This window comes from Actinomarinicola tropica (assembly GCF_009650215.1).
Lineage (GTDB): Bacteria > Actinomycetota > Acidimicrobiia > Acidimicrobiales > SKKL01 > Actinomarinicola > Actinomarinicola tropica.
In genome coordinates, this window is sequence record NZ_CP045851.1 from 1,217,376 (window position 1) to 1,234,244 (window position 16,869).

17 protein-coding genes are annotated in these 16,869 nt (G+C 72.2%); 4 read left to right on the forward strand and 13 right to left on the reverse strand.

From position 1 onward, the window contains the following. The first annotated feature begins 3 nt into the window (after window positions 1–3). Window positions 4–1,995, forward strand: coding sequence for a M13 family metallopeptidase (locus GH723_RS06095; protein WP_153758819.1), 1,992 nt, complete (start codon window positions 4–6; stop codon window positions 1,993–1,995). A 1-nt stretch (window position 1,996) separates the two neighbouring features. Here GH723_RS06095 and GH723_RS06100 read toward each other — a convergent pair whose 3' ends face one another. Continuing rightward, window positions 1,997–2,341 (reverse strand): TraR/DksA family transcriptional regulator, encoded by a 345-nt coding sequence (locus tag GH723_RS06100; protein WP_153758820.1) that lies wholly within the window; start codon window positions 2,339–2,341, stop codon window positions 1,997–1,999. A 49-nt stretch (window positions 2,342–2,390) separates the two neighbouring features. On the opposite strand from GH723_RS06100, the gene GH723_RS06105 reads away from it, so the two are divergent. Further along, window positions 2,391–3,038 carry an SDR family oxidoreductase gene (locus tag GH723_RS06105; protein WP_153758821.1) on the forward strand — a complete coding sequence of 216 codons (648 nt, stop codon included), beginning with the start codon at window positions 2,391–2,393 and terminating at the stop codon, window positions 3,036–3,038. Between the two features lie 6 nt (window positions 3,039–3,044). Here the strand turns inward: GH723_RS06105 and GH723_RS06110 are convergent, their stop codons facing one another. From GH723_RS06110 to GH723_RS06165, 12 genes are all read right to left on the reverse strand, one after another. Beyond that, entirely contained in the window at window positions 3,045–3,314 is a 270-nt protein-coding gene (locus tag GH723_RS06110; RefSeq protein WP_153758822.1) for a DUF7218 family protein, read from the reverse strand. Window positions 3,315–3,385: 71 nt separating this feature from the next. Beyond that, window positions 3,386–5,212: an ABC transporter ATP-binding protein gene (locus GH723_RS06115; protein WP_153758823.1), complete on the reverse strand. Its 1,827-nt coding sequence runs from the start codon at window positions 5,210–5,212 to the stop codon at window positions 3,386–3,388. Between the two features lie 83 nt (window positions 5,213–5,295). Next, window positions 5,296–7,068: an ABC transporter substrate-binding protein gene (locus GH723_RS06120; RefSeq protein ID WP_153758824.1), complete on the reverse strand. Its 1,773-nt coding sequence runs from the start codon at window positions 7,066–7,068 to the stop codon at window positions 5,296–5,298. 95 nt (window positions 7,069–7,163) lie between these two features. After that, window positions 7,164–8,414, reverse strand: coding sequence for an acyl-CoA dehydrogenase family protein (locus GH723_RS06125; RefSeq protein ID WP_153761095.1), 1,251 nt, complete (start codon window positions 8,412–8,414; stop codon window positions 7,164–7,166). 102 nt (window positions 8,415–8,516) lie between these two features. Then, window positions 8,517–8,975: a universal stress protein gene (locus GH723_RS06130; RefSeq protein WP_153758825.1), complete on the reverse strand. Its 459-nt coding sequence runs from the start codon at window positions 8,973–8,975 to the stop codon at window positions 8,517–8,519. An 88-nt stretch (window positions 8,976–9,063) separates the two neighbouring features. Beyond that, window positions 9,064–9,549 carry a hypothetical protein gene (locus GH723_RS06135; protein ID WP_153758826.1) on the reverse strand — a complete coding sequence of 162 codons (486 nt, stop codon included), beginning with the start codon at window positions 9,547–9,549 and terminating at the stop codon, window positions 9,064–9,066. Then, window positions 9,546–10,292, reverse strand: coding sequence for a DUF2786 domain-containing protein (locus tag GH723_RS06140; protein WP_153758827.1), 747 nt, complete (start codon window positions 10,290–10,292; stop codon window positions 9,546–9,548). The genes GH723_RS06135 and GH723_RS06140 overlap by 4 nt, the downstream gene beginning before the upstream one ends. Before the next feature lie 31 nt (window positions 10,293–10,323). Next, window positions 10,324–10,680, reverse strand: a complete 357-nt coding sequence (gene panD, locus GH723_RS06145) for an aspartate 1-decarboxylase (protein ID WP_153758828.1) — start codon at window positions 10,678–10,680, stop codon at window positions 10,324–10,326. Window positions 10,681–10,848: 168 nt separating this feature from the next. Next, the gene (locus tag GH723_RS06150) at window positions 10,849–12,618 is read right to left on the reverse strand and encodes an ABC transporter substrate-binding protein (protein WP_153758829.1); all 1,770 of its coding nucleotides are present in this window, start codon (window positions 12,616–12,618) and stop codon (window positions 10,849–10,851) included. 98 nt (window positions 12,619–12,716) lie between these two features. Continuing rightward, window positions 12,717–13,418 (reverse strand): TlpA family protein disulfide reductase, encoded by a 702-nt coding sequence (locus GH723_RS06155; protein WP_153758830.1) that lies wholly within the window; start codon window positions 13,416–13,418, stop codon window positions 12,717–12,719. Next, window positions 13,418–14,074, reverse strand: coding sequence for a TlpA family protein disulfide reductase (locus GH723_RS06160; RefSeq protein ID WP_153758831.1), 657 nt, complete (start codon window positions 14,072–14,074; stop codon window positions 13,418–13,420). Before GH723_RS06160 ends, GH723_RS06155 begins: the two co-directional genes overlap by 1 nt. After that, window positions 14,071–14,625 (reverse strand): disulfide oxidoreductase, encoded by a 555-nt coding sequence (locus GH723_RS06165; protein ID WP_153758832.1) that lies wholly within the window; start codon window positions 14,623–14,625, stop codon window positions 14,071–14,073. The genes GH723_RS06160 and GH723_RS06165 overlap by 4 nt, the downstream gene beginning before the upstream one ends. Window positions 14,626–14,670: 45 nt before the next feature. On the opposite strand from GH723_RS06165, the gene GH723_RS06170 reads away from it, so the two are divergent. Beyond that, on the forward strand, window positions 14,671–16,137 hold the full coding sequence (locus GH723_RS06170) for a PAS domain-containing sensor histidine kinase (RefSeq protein WP_195210568.1): 1,467 nt from the start codon (window positions 14,671–14,673) through the stop codon (window positions 16,135–16,137). 38 nt (window positions 16,138–16,175) lie between these two features. Beyond that, the gene (locus GH723_RS06175; RefSeq protein WP_153758834.1) at window positions 16,176–16,841 is read left to right on the forward strand and encodes a response regulator; all 666 of its coding nucleotides are present in this window, start codon (window positions 16,176–16,178) and stop codon (window positions 16,839–16,841) included. Window positions 16,842–16,869 lie beyond the last annotated feature (28 nt).

The following is a 16,869-nucleotide window of genomic DNA, read 5'->3' on the forward strand; positions in this document are numbered from 1 at the left end:
CGCATGACCATCGGCCAGGACCCCGACGTCGCCGCGCTCGCCGAGTTCGCCGACGACCGCATCCGACCCCAGGACGACCTGTTCGGGCACGTCAACGGCCGCTGGCTCGAGACCGTGTCCATCCCGCCCGACCTGTCCCGCGTCGGCGGCTTCATCGACCTGGTGCTCGACGCCGAGGCCGAGGTCGGCGCCATCCTCCACGCGGCCCGAGGCGAGGTCGAGGCGGGCACGGCCGTCCCCGGCACCGATCGCCACAAGATCGGCAGCCTGTTCGCCAGCTTCCTCGACGAGGAGCGCGTCGAGTCGCTCGGTGCGGCGCCGCTGGCCGACGTCCTCGCCGAGGTCGACGCCATCACCGACGTGGCCGAGCTGGGCCCGCTGCTCGGGCGCTTCGGTCGCGAGGGGATCTTCGGCGTGGTCGGCGCCTACGTCGACACCGACGACCGCCGGTCCGACCGCTACCTGCTCAACGTCGTCCAGGGCGGCATCGGCCTGCCCGACGAGGCGTACTACCGCGAGGACGGCTTCGCCCCCATCCGCGACGCCTACGGGGCCCACGTGGCCGCCACGTTCCGCCTCCTCGGCTGGGACGACGACCGAGCGACCACGGCGGCCGAGCGGGTGCTGGCGCTCGAGACCCGGCTGGCCGCCGGCCACTGGGACAAGGTGCGGTGCCGCGACGTCATCGCCACCTACAACCTCCTGCCGCTCGACGAGGTGCGCACCGCCGCGCCGGCCTTCGACTGGGACGGCTGGCTCGACGCCATGGCCGCCGGCCGGGACGTCCCGCTCGACGAGGTCCTCGTCCGCCAACCGAGCTACCTCGACACCCTCTCCACGGCGTTGGAGGAGGTGGCCGTCGCGGACTGGAGGGCGTGGCTGACCTTCCGCATCGCGTCGAGCGCGTCGCCGTACCTGTCGAGCGCGTTCGTCGAGGAGCACTTCGACTTCTACCGGCGCACGCTCACCGGCACCGAGCAGAACCGGGAGCGCTGGAAGCGCGGTGCCGACCTGTGCAACGCGCTGCTCGGCGAGGCGGTGGGCGCCGAGTTCGTCGCCCGTCGCTTCCCGCCCGAGGCCAAGGCCGAGATGCAGCAGCTCGTCGACAACCTGGTCGAGGCGTACCGGGTCAGCATCGGCCGGCTGCCGTGGATGACGGGGGCGACGCGGGCCCGGGCGCTCGAGAAGCTCGAGCACTTCCGTCCGAAGATCGGGTACCCGGACCGGTGGCGTGACTACTCCGCGCTGGAGATCGACGCCGGCGACCTCTTCGGCAACCTGCGGCGCGGCCGGGCGTTCGAGACCGACCGCCAGATCGCGAAGCTCGGCGGCCCCGTCGACCGTGACGAGTGGTTCATGACGCCCCAGACGGTGAACGCCTACTACAACCCCGGCACGAACGAGATCTGCTTCCCGGCCGCCATCCTCCAGCCGCCGTTCTTCGACCCGATCGCCGATCCCGCGCTCAACTACGGGGGCATCGGGGCGGTGATCGGCCACGAGATCGGTCACGGCTTCGACGACCAGGGCTCCCAGTACGACGGCGAGGGCAACCTCCTCGACTGGTGGACCGACGAGGACCGGGCCCGCTTCCGGCAGCTCGCCGACGCGCTCATCGCCCAGTACGACGGCTTCGAACCCCGTGACCTGCCCGGACGCCGGGTGAACGGGTCGCTCACCGTCGGCGAGAACATCGGCGACCTCGGGGGCCTGACCATCGCGCTCCTCGCCTACGAGATCAGCCTGGGCGAGGCGCCGGCACCGGTGATCGGCGGCATGTCCGGCCGCGAGCGGGTGCTGCGCAACTGGGCCCGCATCTGGCGGATCGCCACCCGTCCGGCGCTCGCGGAGCAGTTCCTCACCGTCGACCCGCACTCGCCGGCCGAGTTCCGCGCCAACATCGTGCGCAACCTCGACGAGTTCCACGAGACCTTCGGGACCCAACCGGGCGATGGGCTGTGGCTCGACCCCGCCCACCGGGTGCGCATCTGGTAGTTCAGGCGCACCGCACGCAGCGCGTCGTCCCGGGCAGCGCATCGAGCCGCTCGGCGCCGATCGGTCCACCGCACACCGCGCAGGTGCCGTAGGCGCCACGATCGAGCGCGTCGAGCGCGGCGTCGATCTCGGCCAGCCGTGCTCGCGCCGCGTCGGCCATGGAGATGAACTGCGCCCGCTCGTAGGCCGTCGTGCCGTCGGGGTCGTGCTCGTCGTCGGGTGGTTCGAGCTCGGCCGCGGCGAACAGGTCCTCGACGTTCTGGACGAGCGCGGCGAGCCGCTCGCTCACCCGGGCCCTCTCGGCCTCGAGCTGGGCGCGGGCGGCCTCGGCATCCGGATCCGGCATGGCACCGTCCTACCCTGGACGGATCGTCGTCAGCGAGGGGAAGCGAGACATGCGCGTCATCGTCATCGGAGGGCACGGCAAGGTCGCCCTGCACCTCGAGCGGATCCTGTCCGGGCAGGGCCACGCCGTGTCCGCGGTGATCCGCGACCCCGACCAGGCCGAGGACGTCGTGGCCACCGGCGCGGAGCCGGTCGTCGCCGACGTCGAGCACCTGTCCGTCGACGAGCTGGCGACCCTGCTCGCCGGCCACGACGCCGTCGTCTGGTCCGCCGGCGCCGGTGGTGGCGACCCGGAGCGGACCCGCGCCGTCGATCGCGACGCGGCGATCCGATCCATGGAGGCCGCCGTGCAGGCCGGGGTGCGCCGCTACGTGATGGTGTCGTACTTCGGCTCGCAGCCCGACCACGGCGTCCCCGAGTCGTCGAGCTTCTGGCACTACGCCGAGGCCAAGGCTGCGGCCGACGAGCACCTGCGGGGGACCGACCTCGACTGGACCGTCCTCGGCCCCAGCCGGCTCACCGACGACGACGGGACCGGGGCGATCGAGGTCGGCGGCGACGCGAGCGAGGTGCCGCGTGAGGACGTCGCCGCCGTCGCCGCGGCCGTGCTCGGCGATCCGGCGGCGACCGTGGGGCGCACGATCCGCTTCAACACCGGCACGACGCCGATCCCCGACGCCGTCAGCTCGGTGGCCTGACCGGGCTCAGTGGTTCCGGAGGGCGTCGATCAGCTCGTCCTTGCTCATCTTCGAACGGCCCTCGATGTCGAGCTCCCGTGCTCGGTCGAGCAGCTCGTCCTTGGTGCGATCCTCGTAGTCCTCGGCCTCGCCGCCCCGACGGCCGACCTCGCTGCGACCCTCGTTGTCCGACGCGTTGGAGATGCGGGCCGCCTTCTCCTTGCTCATGCCCTCGTCACGCAGGGCCTCGTACTGGTCCGGGTCCTTGACCGAGGGTCCGTGGGACTTCCCAGGCATGGCTGCCTCCTTGGGTGGGGGACCCCTCGGCCCTACCCGGATGGGGGCGGACGGCACACATCCCGGACGACTCAGGCCACCTCGACGTCGCTCGGGTCGGTGTCGCCGGTCTGGACCCGCCAGAGGGCGGCGTAGAGCCCGCCGCGGGCGACGAGCTCGTCGTGCGTCCCGGCCTCGACCAGGCGGCCCGCCTCCATGACGTGGATGCGGTCGGCGTGGCGGATCGTGAACAGCCGGTGGGCGATGACGATCGTCGTCCGGGAGTGCGACACGCGGTCGATCGAGCGCTGGATGGCTGCCTCGGTCTCGTTGTCGACCGCGGAGGTCGCCTCGTCGAGCACGAGGACGGCGGGGTCGCGCAGGAGGGCGCGGGCGATCGTCAGCCGCTGGCGCTGGCCGCCGGAGAGCTTCTGTCCCCGCTCGCCGACCACCGTGTCGTACCCGTGCGGCATGGCCTCGACGAACCCCGCCGCCTCGGCGAGCGCCGCGGCCCGGTGGAGCGCCGCGTCGTCGGCGTCGAGACGACCGTAGGTGAGGTTCTCGCGCACCGTGCCGTGGAACAGGAACACGTCCTGGGCGACGAACCCCATCGCGCCGCGGAGCGAGGCGAACGTCAGCTCGTCGATCGGGGTGCCGTCGAGGAGGATGCGGCCGGCCGTCGGCTCGTACAGGCGCAGCAGCAGCTTCACGATGGTCGACTTGCCGGAGCCGGTGGCGCCGACGATGGCGTGGGTCTCGCCGGCGGGCACGTGCAGCGAGATGCCGGAGAGGACCGCGGTGCCGTCGGGGGAGTAGGCGAAGTGCACGTCCTCGAACCGGACGTCGCCCCGCACCGGCGTCGGCAGCTCCGCAGCGCCGGGCAGGATCGTCGGCTCGGCCTCGAGGAGCCCGAAGATCCGGCGCAGCGACGCCATGGCCCGCTGGTAGAGGTCGAGCGTCTCGCCCAGGTCGGTCAACGGCCACAGCAGCCGCTGGGTCATGTAGACGAGCACCGAGAACAGCCCGACGGCGAGGTCGCCCCGCAGGGCGGCCCGGCCCCCGACGAGCAGGGTCATGACGAACCCGGCCAGCACCGCGGCGCGGATGAGCGGACTGAAGGCCGCTGACCAGCGGATGGCTGCCTGGTTCGTCGCCAGGTAGCGGTGGCTGTCGGTGCCGACCCGCTCGACCTCCCGCTCCTCCGCGGTGAACGCCTTGATCGTGGCCACGCCGCCGAGGCCGTTCGTGAGGGCGTCACCGATGAGACCGGCGGCTCGCCGCACCGCGGCGTAGCGGGGTTCGAGCCGGCGCTGGTAGACGATCGATCCGGCGACGATCACGGGGATCGGCAGGAACGACAGCGCCATCAGCAGCGGCGAGATGACGAAGAACGTGACGCCGATGAGCACGACGTTCGCCGCCATCGTGATGATCCGGTGCGGCCCCATGTCGAGGAAGCGCTCCAGCTGGTTCACGTCCTCGTTCAGGATCGTCATCAGCCCGCCGGACGTCTGGTCCTCGAAGTGTGCGACCTCGAGGTCCTGGACGTGGCGGTAGGCGTCCATCCGCACGTCGTGCTGCAGCTCCTGGGCCAGGTTCCGCCAGTTGAGCACCGCCAGGTACTCGGTGACGGACTCGAGGATCCACGCCACGGCGGTGATCGCGACGAGGATCGAGAGCTGGTCGACGCGGTCCTCGACCCCGAACAGGCGGCCGACGAAGGACGACTCGGCGTTGACGACGACGTCGACGGCCGCGCCGATGAGCAGCTCCGGGGCGATGTCGAAGACCTTGTTGACGAACGACATGAGCGCGGCGAACGCCGCGTGGCGGCGGTGTCGCGGCTCGGCGCGGTGCCAGAGCGCCCGCAGCGGCGGCGCGGCGGACAGGGGGAGCGCAGGGGGGACGGGGCCGGACATGCGGGTGACGATACGGCCCGGACGCGGGTGGGCCCCGGTCGTTCGCCGACCGGGGCCCACCCTGCTGCGATGTCCGCTGCGGACTACTCGGCCATGAACACCTGGTGGAACCGGGCGACCGCGCCCGGGGTCCCCGTGCCCATGCTGCCGGAGGGCAGCGTCCAGTCGGTCACGCCGTGGATGTCGTCGCGGTAGCCGACGATGGTCGGCGTGGGCGACGACCAGAGGATCGGGAACTCCTCGGCGGTGATGATGCTGATGCGCTCCACCGCCGCGTAGCGATCCGCGAAGTCGGGGCTCGTCTGGAGGATCTCCAGCTGCTCGTCGATCTCCTCGTTCGTGTAGTTGGTGAAGTTGCCGGGCGTCTCGGCGACGGGGCCGAAGAAGCTCTGCAGCGAGGTGAGCGGGTCGCCCTCGCCGCCGCCGGCACGCCAGCAGTTGATCGAGAAGTTGCCCCGGTACGGCGGGTCGGTGTCGGCGGAGCCCACGGCGTTGCTGATGTGGGTGGCCTGCTCGACCTGGGCTAGCTCGACGACGACACCGGCCTCCTGCCACAGCTCCTGCTGGAGCTGCGAGACGGCGATGAGGCTCGGGTCCGGCGGGCAGGCGTAGGTGACGACGACGTCGTCACCGGGCGCCTTGCCGTCCGAGCGCTCGGGGTCGTTCTTGTAGTCGTCGACGAGGGCGGTGGCGGCCTCGACGTCACGCTCGGTGGGGTAGGCGGCGGCCGCGGTCTCCGAGTACCACGGCGAGTCCTCGGAGAAGAAGCCGGTGCTGACCTCGGTGAGCCCGTCGTCGCCGAGCACCACCTGGACCTGCTCCGAGTCGCTCGCCAGGGCGAGGGCCTCGCGGATGCGCACGTCGTCGAGCGGGGGCTCGAGCACGTTCAGGATCGCCGAGCCGGAGTTGTTGCCGACGTGGAGGCTGCTCTCGAAGCCGCCGGCGTCCACCAGCTCGAGGACCTGCTTCACCGCGCTGCCACGCAGGGTCTGCACCATCTGGACGTCGCCCGAGGAGAGGCTCGCTGTGCGGGAGTCCTCGTCGGTGATCGGGCGGAACTCGAGACCATCGAGGTACGGGAGCTCGTCGCCGTTGGGTGCGGTCATCCAGTAGTTGTCGTTGCGGACGAGCACGGCGCGGTCGTCACGGGTCCACTGCTCCATGACGAACGGACCGGTGCCGACCGGCGCGTCGCCGAAGCCCTCCGGGTTGGCCTCGTAGGCGGTGCGGGAGATCGGCCACCCCGCCTCGCCCCGCAGCATGTCGGGGAAGGCGGCGTTCGGCTCGCTGAGCCGGTAGACGACGGTGCGCTCGTCCAGCGCCTCGATGGGGTTCGCCTCGTCGACGCCGGCGGCGATCAGGGTGCCGTAGGTCTGCGAGTCCGGCGTGAAGTGCAGCGTCTCGAAGTTCCAGACGATCGTCTCGGCGTCGAGCGGCGTGCCGTCGTGGAACTGGACGCCCTCGCGGAGGGTCATCGTCCACTCGGTCAGGTCGTCGTTCGGCTCGAGCGACTCGGCGAGGAACGGCTCGAACTCGCCGTTCTCGTTGAGCGACATCAGCGGGTCGTAGATCGCCATCGCGACCATGAGCCCCGAGTTGGCGAGCTGCGCCGGCCCCGGGGTCCACGTGTTCGACTCGGCCTCGAGGCCGACGACGACGGTGCCCCCGTACGCCGGTGCCGGGCCGTCGCCGTCGCCGCCCCCGCCGTCGGTCGTGTCGCTCGTGTCGTCCGGTGCGCTCGTGTCGCTCGAGGTGTCATCGCCGCCCCCGTCGTCGTCGCCGCACGCAGCGGCGACCAGTCCGAGCACGGCGAGCAACGCGAGCACTCGCCACCACGTGGCTCGTGAACGGTTCATCCGTGTGTCCTCCCCCAGGTGTGTGTGACGGGTGTCACTCACTTTCGGTGGGGAGAACGTAGCGCAGCCTCGCGCCGATCGCGTCGCGCGCGGGCTCAGTTGCCGAAGTCCCAGCCCTTCTCGCCGTGGCGGTAGGCGGCGAGGACGTTCTTCGCCATGAGGATGCGGTGGACCTCGTCGGGCCCGTCGGCCAGGCGCAGGGTGCGGGCGCCCTGGTACATGCCCGACAGGGGGAGGTCGCCGCTGACGCCGGCCGCGCCCCACACCTGGATCGCCCGGTCGACGACCCGGTGAAACGCCGCGGGGACGAACACCTTGATCGCCGAGATGTCGGTGCGGGCGTCCTGGCCCGCTGCCATCTTCTCGGCGCAGTTGATCGTCATGAGGCGCGCAGCCTGCATGTCCATGTAGGAGTCGGCGATCATGCCCTGCACGAACTGCTTGGTCTCGAGCGGCCCGCCGTGGACCTCCCGGGTCAGCGAACGCTCGACCATGAGGTCGAAGGCCCGCCACATCTGACCGAGCGAGTTCATGCAGTGGTAGACCCTGCCCGCGCCGAGGCGGTCCTGGGCCGCCTGGTGGCCGGAGCCGCGCTCTCCGAGGGCGTTCTCCAGCGGGACGCGCACGTCGTCGTAGATGATCTCGACGTGGTCGCTCGGGCGGCCCCACACCGTGATGCCACGGACGACGTTCACGCCGGGCGCGTCGGCGGGGACGATGATCTGGGTCATCGCCGCGTTGCGGTCGGCGGTGCCCTCGACCTCCTCGGTGCGGCACATCACGATGAAGAAGTCGGCCTTGAGCCCGTTCGAGGTGAACCACTTGTGGCCGTTGATGACCCACTCGTCGCCGTCGCGCCGCGCCGTGGTCTTCAGCGAGCGGGGGTCGGAGCCGGGCTGGTCGGGCTCGGTCATCGAGAAGCCGGACTCGAGCTCGCCGTCGATGAGGGGGAGGAGCCACTTCTGCTTCTGGTCCTCGCTCGCGTACTTCACGAGCACCGACTGGTTGCCGGAGTTCGGCGCGACCACGCCGAAGAGGGACGAGGCGCCCGTCGCGTAGGCGAGCACCTCGTACATGTAGGCGAGCTCGAGGAAGTCGAGCCCGGCGCCGCCGTACTCGGTGGGCAGGTGGGGTGCCCACAGGCCGGCTTGTCGGACCTTGGCCCGCACCTCGTCGCGCAGCTTGCGTGACTGGGCGCGGTCGTCGTCGGTGAGGCGGTCGCTGCCCCTCACGTCGGCCCAGAGCATGTTCTCGTTCGGGAGGATCTCCCGGTTGACGATCTCGGCGGTCAGACGGCGGATCTCGTTGATGCGCTCGCTGACCGTCGGGATGGGCTGGACGTTCATCTGCAGCACGGGCGCTCCTCGCGTCGGTGGGCTCCTCCGAGCGAGGGTAGGCACCTCGTCCGTGCCGGTGTCAGGGTCGAAGGTCCTCAGTTGACCGTCCGGTCAACTGTCGGACGGGGCGCCGTCGGGGTCGGCGTCGGCGTCGGCGGGGATGATGACGACCGGGCAGCGGGCGTGGCTCGCGACCTGCTGGGACACCGAGCCGAGCAGCAGGCCGACGAAGCCGCCGTGGCCCCGGCTGCCGACCACGACGAGGTCGGCGTCGTGCGACGCCTCCACGAGCGCCGGCGCCGCGGCGCCTTCCCGGAGCGTGGCGACCACCGGCTCGGGGAGCCCGCTGGCGTCGACGCGGCCCACCACCTCGTCCAGGGTGGCGCGGGCCCCGTCGGCGAGCATCTGCACGTCGAAGGGCATCCCGCCCATCGAGCTCGCGACGTACGGCACGTGCCAGGCGTGGACGGCCTCCACGACCGCGCCGTCGCGCGACGCCCGGTCCACCGCCCACTCGAGGGCGCGCACCGAGCTCTCCGATCCGTCCACACCCACCACGATCCGCGTCATGTGACCTCCTCGTCGTCGACACCAGCATGGAGCCGGCGCCACGACGACGGTAGGGGAGAAGGCCGCACGGCGGGCGGGACCTTCGCGCTCAGAGGGCGATGACGCCGCCGAGCGCCAGCCCTGGTCCCGGCGGTGGTTCCGACCTGTGCCACGACCCGGGCGGGACCCCCCAGCGGCGCCACTCCTCGGCGAGCACGTCGCGAGCCTCTGTGCCCCCGACGACCGCCACCGTGCGCAGCGCGGCGGCACGGAACGCCGGCCCGTGCCCGGGACCGCCCGGTGGGAGGTGGACGACGAGGTGGTGCGCCAGCTCGTGGGCGACGGTGTAGGCGGTGCGGCCGCCCCGACAGATGCGGATGGTGCGGCCGTCGGCCGAGGAGCGCCGTGCGTCGGCCCGGGCGGGACGCAGCACGGGGGCGGGCACCTCGAGCTGCGTCCACCACGGCGTGAGGACCACTGCGTGCAGGATCGACGTGACCTCGTCCCACGACCGTTCCTCCTCCAGATCGGTGCCGCCGAACGCCGCGATCTCGGCGTCCTCCACCCGTTGGCGGTCCGTGTCGCGCGGTGTCACCCCGGCAGCATGGCGCGCCCTCCGTCCACCGCGCGCCCGCCGAGGTCGGCACGGTCACCGGCGCGGGTGCCGCGCTCGACGGCGTGGGTGCTCACCGGCGCGGCGCGGTCGAGCCGACGGAGGTGGCGGTAGCGGTCGGCGACCCAGTCGTCGACGCTCTGGCGGCGATCGGCGAGCACCAGGGCCACCGAGGGTGCCGTCGGGTCCCCGTCGGCGTGCTCCTGCTCGGCGTGGCGGGCCGCACGCGCGGCCTGCGCCGCGAGGCGCTCGCCCACCCTCGCTGCGAAGCCGAGCAGGAACCCTCGACGGAACGTGACGCCGGCGTGTCCCCGCGGCACCGGCTCGGCTGCCGCGGCGCGCGTGGCCTGCACGAGCAGCGACGTGTACATCAACTCGGTCTGCTCGACGTCGGCGGCGTGGCCGATGACGTGCCCGACCCGGCCGCGCGGCGCCGACGAGGTGAGGACCCGGCAGTCGTAGGCCTCCGCCACCTGGCCGAGCAGCTCGAGGCGGGCCCGGACGTACTGTCCGCGACCGAGCTCGACGTCGACCTCCACGACCCCGCCGCCCCGCTCGCGGCGGGTGCGCTCCAGCATGGCGACGTCGACGTGGTGGCGGGCCATCATCTCCGCGGCCTTGGCGGCGAAGGCCTCGGCCTCGGAGGGGAACGACGTGCGCTCGGCCTGGTCGAGGAGGCCGCGGATGCGGCGGAGGACGGTGTCGGAGGCGGCGCTCGTCGTCATGCCCTCGACCCTACGGCGGGGGTGTGACAGCTCAGGCGGGGAGGGCCACCGAGGGGCGGTTCAGCTCGTCGACGTGGACGACCCGCGGCTCGAAGCCCTCGAGCTCGGCGTCCTCGTAGTCGGCGTAGCTGATGACGATGATCTTGTCGCCGGGCTGGACGAGCCGGGCGGCGGCGCCGTTGAGGCACATGTCGCCGGGGCCGCCGGGGATGACGTAGGTCTCGAGGCGGGCGCCGTTGTCGATGTCGACCACCGCCACCTGCTCGTTCTCGAGGAGGTCGGCGGCCGCCATGAGCTCGCGGTCGATGGTGATCGACCCCACGTAGTGGAGGTTGGCGTCGGTCACCGTGGCGCGGTGGATCTTCGACTTCATCATGCGGCGTCGCACAGGCAGGCGCTCCCTGGGTGGTGGGCGCCGAGACGGTCGCCCCCGGATGTGTGCCTCCATCCTGCCACCGCCGTGGGCCGTTCCCGCAACTCCGGGACGGGACGCGGGAGGTCCCCGGCCCGAGTGGACCGGGGACCTCGCTCAGGTGTGGCCGACGGAGCGGTGCCCTCAGTCGACGGACATGAAGGTGGAGTGGAAGCGGATCACGCCACCGGTGATGCCGCTGCCCAGGTTGCCGTCGGCGAACCCCCACTCGTCGATGCCGTGGATGTCGCCACGGAAGCCGACGAGGATGGGCGTGCCCGACGAGAACGCGATCGGCACGTCCTCGTAGGCCCGCAGCTGGATGGCCTCGACGGCGGCGTAGCGCTCCTCGAACTCGCTGCTCGTGCGCAGGGTCTCGAGGGCGGCGTCGATCTCGGGGTGGCTGTAGTTGGTGAAGTTGCCCGTCGAGGTGGCGGGGTCACCGAAGAACGACTGGAAGTCGGTCAGCGGGTCGCCGGTGACGGCGGGCGAGCGCCAGCAGTTGGCCAGGAACGTCCCGGACCACGGCTGCTCCTGGTCGGGGCTGCCGACCGCGTTGGAGATGAGCTCGGCCTGCTCGACCTGCTTCAGGCTGACCTCGACGCCGGCCTCGGACCAGAGGCTCTGCTGGAGCTGGGCCACGGCGATGAGCGTCGCGTCGGGGAGGCAGGCGTACTCGACGGCGACCGGCTCACCCGGCGCCTTGCCGTCGGAGCGGTTCGGGTCGTTGACGTACTCGTCGATGAGGGCGGTGGCGGCCTCGAGGTCACGGCCGTCGATGCCCGGATAGGTGGCCGAGGCCTCCTCGGAGTACCAGGGGCTGTCCGCCGAGAAGAAGCCGGGGCTGCGGGGCACGAGGCCGTCGTCGCCGAGCACCTCGGCGACGAGCTCGCCGTCGCTCGCGAGGGCGAGCGCCCGACGGACGCGCACGTCGTCGAGCGGCGGCCGCAGGGTGTTGAAGATCGCCGAGCCCGACTCGTTGCCGACGTAGGTCAGCGCCGCGTAGTCACGGGAGTCGTCCTCGACCAGGTCGAGGACCTTCTTGGCGGTGGCGCCACGGAGGGTCTGGAGGACCTGGATGTCGTTGGACTGGAGGCTGAGGGAACGGGAGTCCTCGTCCTCGATGGGACGGAACTCGATGCCATCGAGGTACGGGAGCTGCTGGCCCTCGGCGTCGGTCAGCCAGTAGTCGGGGTTGCGCTCGACGGTGAGGCTGCCGTTGCGCACCCACGACGAGAAGACGAACGGACCGGTGCCGACCGGGGCGTCACCGAAGGCGGCGGGGTCCGCCTCGTAGGCGGTGCGGGAGACCGGCATGCCGATGAGCCCACGGAGGAGGTCGGGGAAGGCGGCGTTGGGGCCGCTCAGCTGGTAGACGACGGTGCGGTCGTCGACGACCTCCATGCCGGTCACACCCGCGCTGAGGAGCGCGCCACGGGTGTTCCCGCTCTCGTTCTCGAAGTGGAGGGTGTCGAAGTTCCACTTCAGCGTCTCGGCGTCGAGCGGGGTGCCGTCGTGGAACGTCACGCCGTCGCGCAGGGTCAGCGTCCACTCCGAGAGGTCGTCGTTCGGCTCGAGCGACTCGGCGAGGAACGGCTGGTACTCGCCGTCGGCGTTCCGGGCGATCAGCGGGTCGTAGATGGCGTTGGCCACGGTGAGCCCGCCCGAGGTGAGCTGGGCGGTGCCCGGCGTCCAGGTGGTGGACTCGGCCTCGAGGCCGACGACGATGCGGCCGCCGTAGGCGGCGGTGGCCTCCTCCTGCTCGCCGACGGCGCCGCCCTCGGCGGCGAAGGTGGTGTCGGTCGATCCCTCGGCGGCGTCGCCGCCGTCGTCGTCGCCGCACGCGCCGGCGACGAGGCCGAGTGCGGCAAGGGCCGCGAGCAGACGCCACAACGGACGTCGTGAGTGCTTCATCAGGTGCTCCCCCAGTCGAGCAGTGGTGATGGGTCGCTACCCGTTCGGCACCACCCCACGGGAAGTGAGCGTTCCGGGGTGGACTTGGGCCGTTCGGGCTACGCGCCGTCCCGTGCCAGCTCGACCAGCTCGTCGAGGCCGTCGGGCGACCGCTCGCCGGCCGAGCGGAGCACGACCCGGCCGTCGCCGTCGAGGACGACGAAGTACGGGAAGCCGCCCGCGCCGTAGGCGAGGTGGGCAGCGCCGTCCTCGGTGTCGACGAGCGTCGGCACCGCCCAGCCCTCCCGCTCGAGCCACTCCGCCGGCGGGAAGTTGTCCCGGGCCTCGTCCACCGCCGTCGACACGGCGACGAGCTCGACGTCGTCGGGCAGGCCGCCGTCGCCCAGCCAGTCGACGACGACGGGCACCTCGGCCTGGCAGTGCGGGCACCAGTGGGCGACGAAGACGACGATCCGGGGCGTGCCGTCGTGGCGGATCTCCATGGGCTCCCCGGTGAGGGACGTGCCGGCGAGCTCGGGGGCGGTCTCCCCGATCGCGGGGTCGTCTCCGTCGAAGAGGAAGGCCAGGGGCTCGCCGGAGACCTCGACGTCGGCGGTCGAGGGAGCGCCCTCGACCTCGGCCTCGGCCTGGTCCTCGGCATCGGCGTCTGGGGTCGTGGACGGCTCGTCGGTCGTCGTCGGCGCCTCGTCGACCAGGGCCGCCAAGTTCCGGCGCCCAGCCTCCTCGTCGTCACCGCACCCCGCCGCGAGCGTGCCCAGGGCGAGGGTCGCCACGAGGGCGACCGCGCGGCGACGGGTCATCAGGCCCCGGCCCGGGCCTGCTCGATCAGCTGGTCGAGCTCGCCCTCGGCCAGCTCGCCGCTGCGGGTGGTCACGATGGTCCCGTCGGCGTCGACGACGACGAAGTACGGGAAGCCCCCGCCCCCGAAGGCCGCGTGGGTCGAGCTCGCCCCGTCGTCCATCAGCGTCGGCAGCGTCCAGTCCTCGCGCTCGAGCCACTCGCTCGGCGGGTAGTTCTCCCGGATCGGCGAGACGTTCGTGCTCACCGCGACGAGGTCGACGTCGTCGGGTTCGTTCCCGGCCTCGAGCCAGTCGACGACCCGCGGCACCTCGTTGCGGCAGTAGGGGCACCAGTGGGCGAGGAAGCTGATCACCTTGGGGCGGCCGTCGGCCTCGATCGACATCGACTCGCCGTCCACCGACGTCCCGGAGACCTCCGGCATGGGCTGCCCCGGTGCCGACTCCGGATCGGCGATCCGCTCGCCGGTGATCTCCACCGCTGCGGTCTCCTCGCCCCCGTCGTCGGCGTCCTGGGAGATCGCGACGGCGATGATGCCGGCGAAGGCGACGACGGCGACGACCGCCGCCACGATCCAGATCCGCTTGGAGCCCTCGCCGGCCTGGGCGGCCTTGGTGACCTGGTTGGCACGGGGGCGGGGCGGGCGAGAGGGGCTCATGCGTCGTGGTCCTCGTGGGTGGTGGTGGGGCCGGCGATCGAGAGTAGGGCGACGATGGCGAGGAAGCCGGTCAGGGCCATGAAGGCGAGCGTGACGAAGCCCCACTGCTCGAACCAGGGCGTGTTGCAGGGGACGAGCACGTTGCAGGACCCGCCGGACTCGGGGAACCGCTCGATGTAGTAGTGGTAGCTGGACATCAGGGCGCCGAGCACGGCGAGCGGGATGATGTAGCGCTTGACGGCGGTGTCGCGCCGGAGCGCGGCGATGCCGAGCACGAGCGCCGACGGGTACATCGCGATCCGCTGGTACCAGCAGTACTCGCAGGGGGTGAAGTCCTGGACCTCCGAGTAGTACAGGCTGCCGAGCGTGGCGACCAAGGCGATGGCGAAGGCGATCCAGAGGGCCAGCGGGCGCAGCTCGGCGACCAGCGTGGCCGCACCGCCCCCGGGCCGTGCCCGGGCCAGCAGCACCGCCGCGACGACCAGGATCGCGATCCCGAGAGCGCCGAAGCTGAGGAGGGAGAAGAAGGCGTTGGCGGTCTGGACCGACATGACCGGGACATCGTGGCACGTCGATGAGCCCCTAGCATGCGCGCCGTGACCGATGGCTCCCCCCGACGCGCACCGACGCGACCCGAGGGCCCGATCGTGCTCGGTGACTCGATCGCCGCGGCCCTGTTCTCCTCCGCCCCCGACGGCCAGGTCATCGTCGACGCCTCGGGCCGGATCGTGCTCGCGAACCCCCAGGCCGAGCAGATGTTCGGGTGGCCGTCGGGCGCGATGGTCGGCGAGCTCATCGAGGAGCTGGTCCCCGAGCGCTTCCGCGAGGTCCACGCCAAGGACCGGTCCGACTACCACGGCGAGCCCCACACACGCCCGATGGGCCTGGGCCTCGAGCTGCGCGCCCGGCGCCGGGACGGCTCCGAGTTCCCGGTGGAGATCTCGCTCAGCCCGGTCGAGACCGACGTCGGCCTCCTGGTCATCGCCGCCGTGCGCGACGTCTCGGAGCGGGTGGCGCGCGAGGCCCACGCGAGCCGGATCCAGCGGTCGCTCGACGCCATCAGCGACGGCGTCTACATGTTCGACCCGACCTCGTTGCGGTTCACCTACGTCAACCAGGGGGCGATCGAGCAGTCGGGCTGGCCCCGGGCCGAGCTGCTGACCATGGGCCCGCTCGGGATCATGGTCGACACCGACGCCGAGGAGCTGGGCGCGCTCGTCGCCCCGCTGATCGAGCGCCGGCTCGGCTCGCGCAGCATCACGACGCGGCACCGGCGGGCGGACGGCTCGACCCTGCCCGTCGAGGTGCTGGTGCAGGTGCCCGACCTGGGTCCCGACATCGAGCCCACCGTCGTGGCGGTCGTGCGCGACATCAGCGAGCGGATGGAGCAGGACGAGCGGCTGCGCGCCGCGCACCAGGAGCTCCAGCTCGCCGAGGACCGCGAGCGCATCGCCCGCGAGCTGCACGACACCGTCATCCAGCGCCTCTTCGCCACCGGCATGGGGGTGCAGGCCCTGGCGACCAGGGTGTCCGAGCCCGAGGTGGCCGAACGGCTCGGTCGGGTGGTCGACGACCTCGACACCACGATCCGCGACATCCGCACCGCGATCTTCGGTCTCCAGGGCGGTGTGTTCGGCGCCGGCGTCCGCGCCGAGGTGCTGAAGGTCGCTCACGAGGCGGTCCCGGCGCTCGGCATGGAGCCCCGGGTGCGCTTCCTCGGGCCCGTCGACGCCGTCGTCGGCCCGGAGGTCGCCGAGCACCTCGTGCCCACCCTGCGGGAGGCGCTGGCCAACGTGGCGCGCCACGCGCGGGCGTCGCGGGTCGAGGTCACCCTGCGGTGCACCTCGGAGCGGGCGCACCTCCAGGTCGCCGACGACGGGGTGGGGCCGCCGACGGGCGACGCCGTCGCTCCCGGCGACGGCCTGACCGGCCGCGGGCTGCGGAACGTGGCCCGCCGGGCCGAGGCGCTCGGCGGCACCTGCGTGCTGCGACCGGGTCCCGACGGCGGCTCGGTCCTCGAGTGGGACGTCGCGGTCGCCGGTCTCGACGACGACGAGGACTGAGACCCCGACCGGCCGCCACGGCCTGGCAGGATGTGGACATGGCCATCCGCGTGTTCCTCCTCGACGACCACGAGATCGTGCGGCGTGGCCTGCGCGAGATGCTGGAGGCCGACGGGGACTTCGAGGTCGTCGGTGAGGCGGGGACGGCGGAGGAGGCGGTGGGGCGCATCCCGGCGACCACGCCCGACGTCGCCGTCCTCGACGTCCGCCTGCCCGACGGCGACGGCGTGGAGGTGTGCCGAGAGGTGCGCAGCCGCCACCCCGAGATCGCCTGCCTCATGCTCACCTCGTACTCCGACGACGAGGCGCTGTTCGAGGCGATCATGGCCGGTGCCGCCGGCTACCTCCTCAAGCAGGTCCGGGGCAACGAGCTGCTCGACGCCATCCGCACTGTGGCCGGGGGGCGCTCGCTGCTCGACCCGGCGGTCACCCAGAAGGTGCTCGAGCGCATCCGGGCGGGCACGGCCGAGGACGAGCAGATCGCCCAGCTCACCGACCAGGAGCGGCGGATCTTCGAGCTCATCGGGGAGGGACTGACCAACCGGCAGATCGCCGAGCAGGTCCACCTGGCCGAGAAGACGGTCAAGAACTACGTCAGCAACCTGCTCATGAAGCTGGGCATGGAGCGGCGCACGGAGGCCGCGGCCTACGCGGCGCGCATCGACGAGCGTCGCCGCCGCAGCTCGGGGTTCGGCGGCTCGTAGCGCGGCGGGCCCATCCGGCGCGTCGCCG

Excerpts from the sequence above, each read along its gene's own strand:
- GH723_RS06140 (WP_153758827.1), bottom strand. The coding sequence starts at position 10,292 with ATGACGACGAGCGCCGCCTCCGACACCGTCCTCCGCCGCATCCGCGGC.
- GH723_RS06165 (WP_153758832.1), bottom strand. The coding sequence starts at position 14,625 with ATGTCGGTCCAGACCGCCAACGCCTTCTTCTCCCTCCTCAGCTTCGGC.
- GH723_RS06120 (WP_153758824.1), bottom strand. The coding sequence starts at position 7,068 with ATGAACCGTTCACGAGCCACGTGGTGGCGAGTGCTCGCGTTGCTCGCC.
- GH723_RS06110 (WP_153758822.1), bottom strand. The coding sequence starts at position 3,314 with ATGCCTGGGAAGTCCCACGGACCCTCGGTCAAGGACCCGGACCAGTAC.
- GH723_RS06095 (WP_153758819.1), top strand. The coding sequence starts at position 4 with ATGACCATCGGCCAGGACCCCGACGTCGCCGCGCTCGCCGAGTTCGCC.
- GH723_RS06115 (WP_153758823.1), bottom strand. The coding sequence starts at position 5,212 with ATGTCCGGCCCCGTCCCCCCTGCGCTCCCCCTGTCCGCCGCGCCGCCG.
- GH723_RS06130 (WP_153758825.1), bottom strand. The coding sequence starts at position 8,975 with ATGACGCGGATCGTGGTGGGTGTGGACGGATCGGAGAGCTCGGTGCGC.
- GH723_RS06150 (WP_153758829.1), bottom strand. The coding sequence starts at position 12,618 with ATGAAGCACTCACGACGTCCGTTGTGGCGTCTGCTCGCGGCCCTTGCC.
- GH723_RS06125 (WP_153761095.1), bottom strand. The coding sequence starts at position 8,414 with ATGAACGTCCAGCCCATCCCGACGGTCAGCGAGCGCATCAACGAGATC.
- GH723_RS06160 (WP_153758831.1), bottom strand. The coding sequence starts at position 14,074 with ATGAGCCCCTCTCGCCCGCCCCGCCCCCGTGCCAACCAGGTCACCAAG.
- GH723_RS06155 (WP_153758830.1), bottom strand. The coding sequence starts at position 13,418 with ATGACCCGTCGCCGCGCGGTCGCCCTCGTGGCGACCCTCGCCCTGGGC.
- GH723_RS06105 (WP_153758821.1), top strand. The coding sequence starts at position 2,391 with ATGCGCGTCATCGTCATCGGAGGGCACGGCAAGGTCGCCCTGCACCTC.
- GH723_RS06100 (WP_153758820.1), bottom strand. The coding sequence starts at position 2,341 with ATGCCGGATCCGGATGCCGAGGCCGCCCGCGCCCAGCTCGAGGCCGAG.
- GH723_RS06175 (WP_153758834.1), top strand. The coding sequence starts at position 16,176 with ATGGCCATCCGCGTGTTCCTCCTCGACGACCACGAGATCGTGCGGCGT.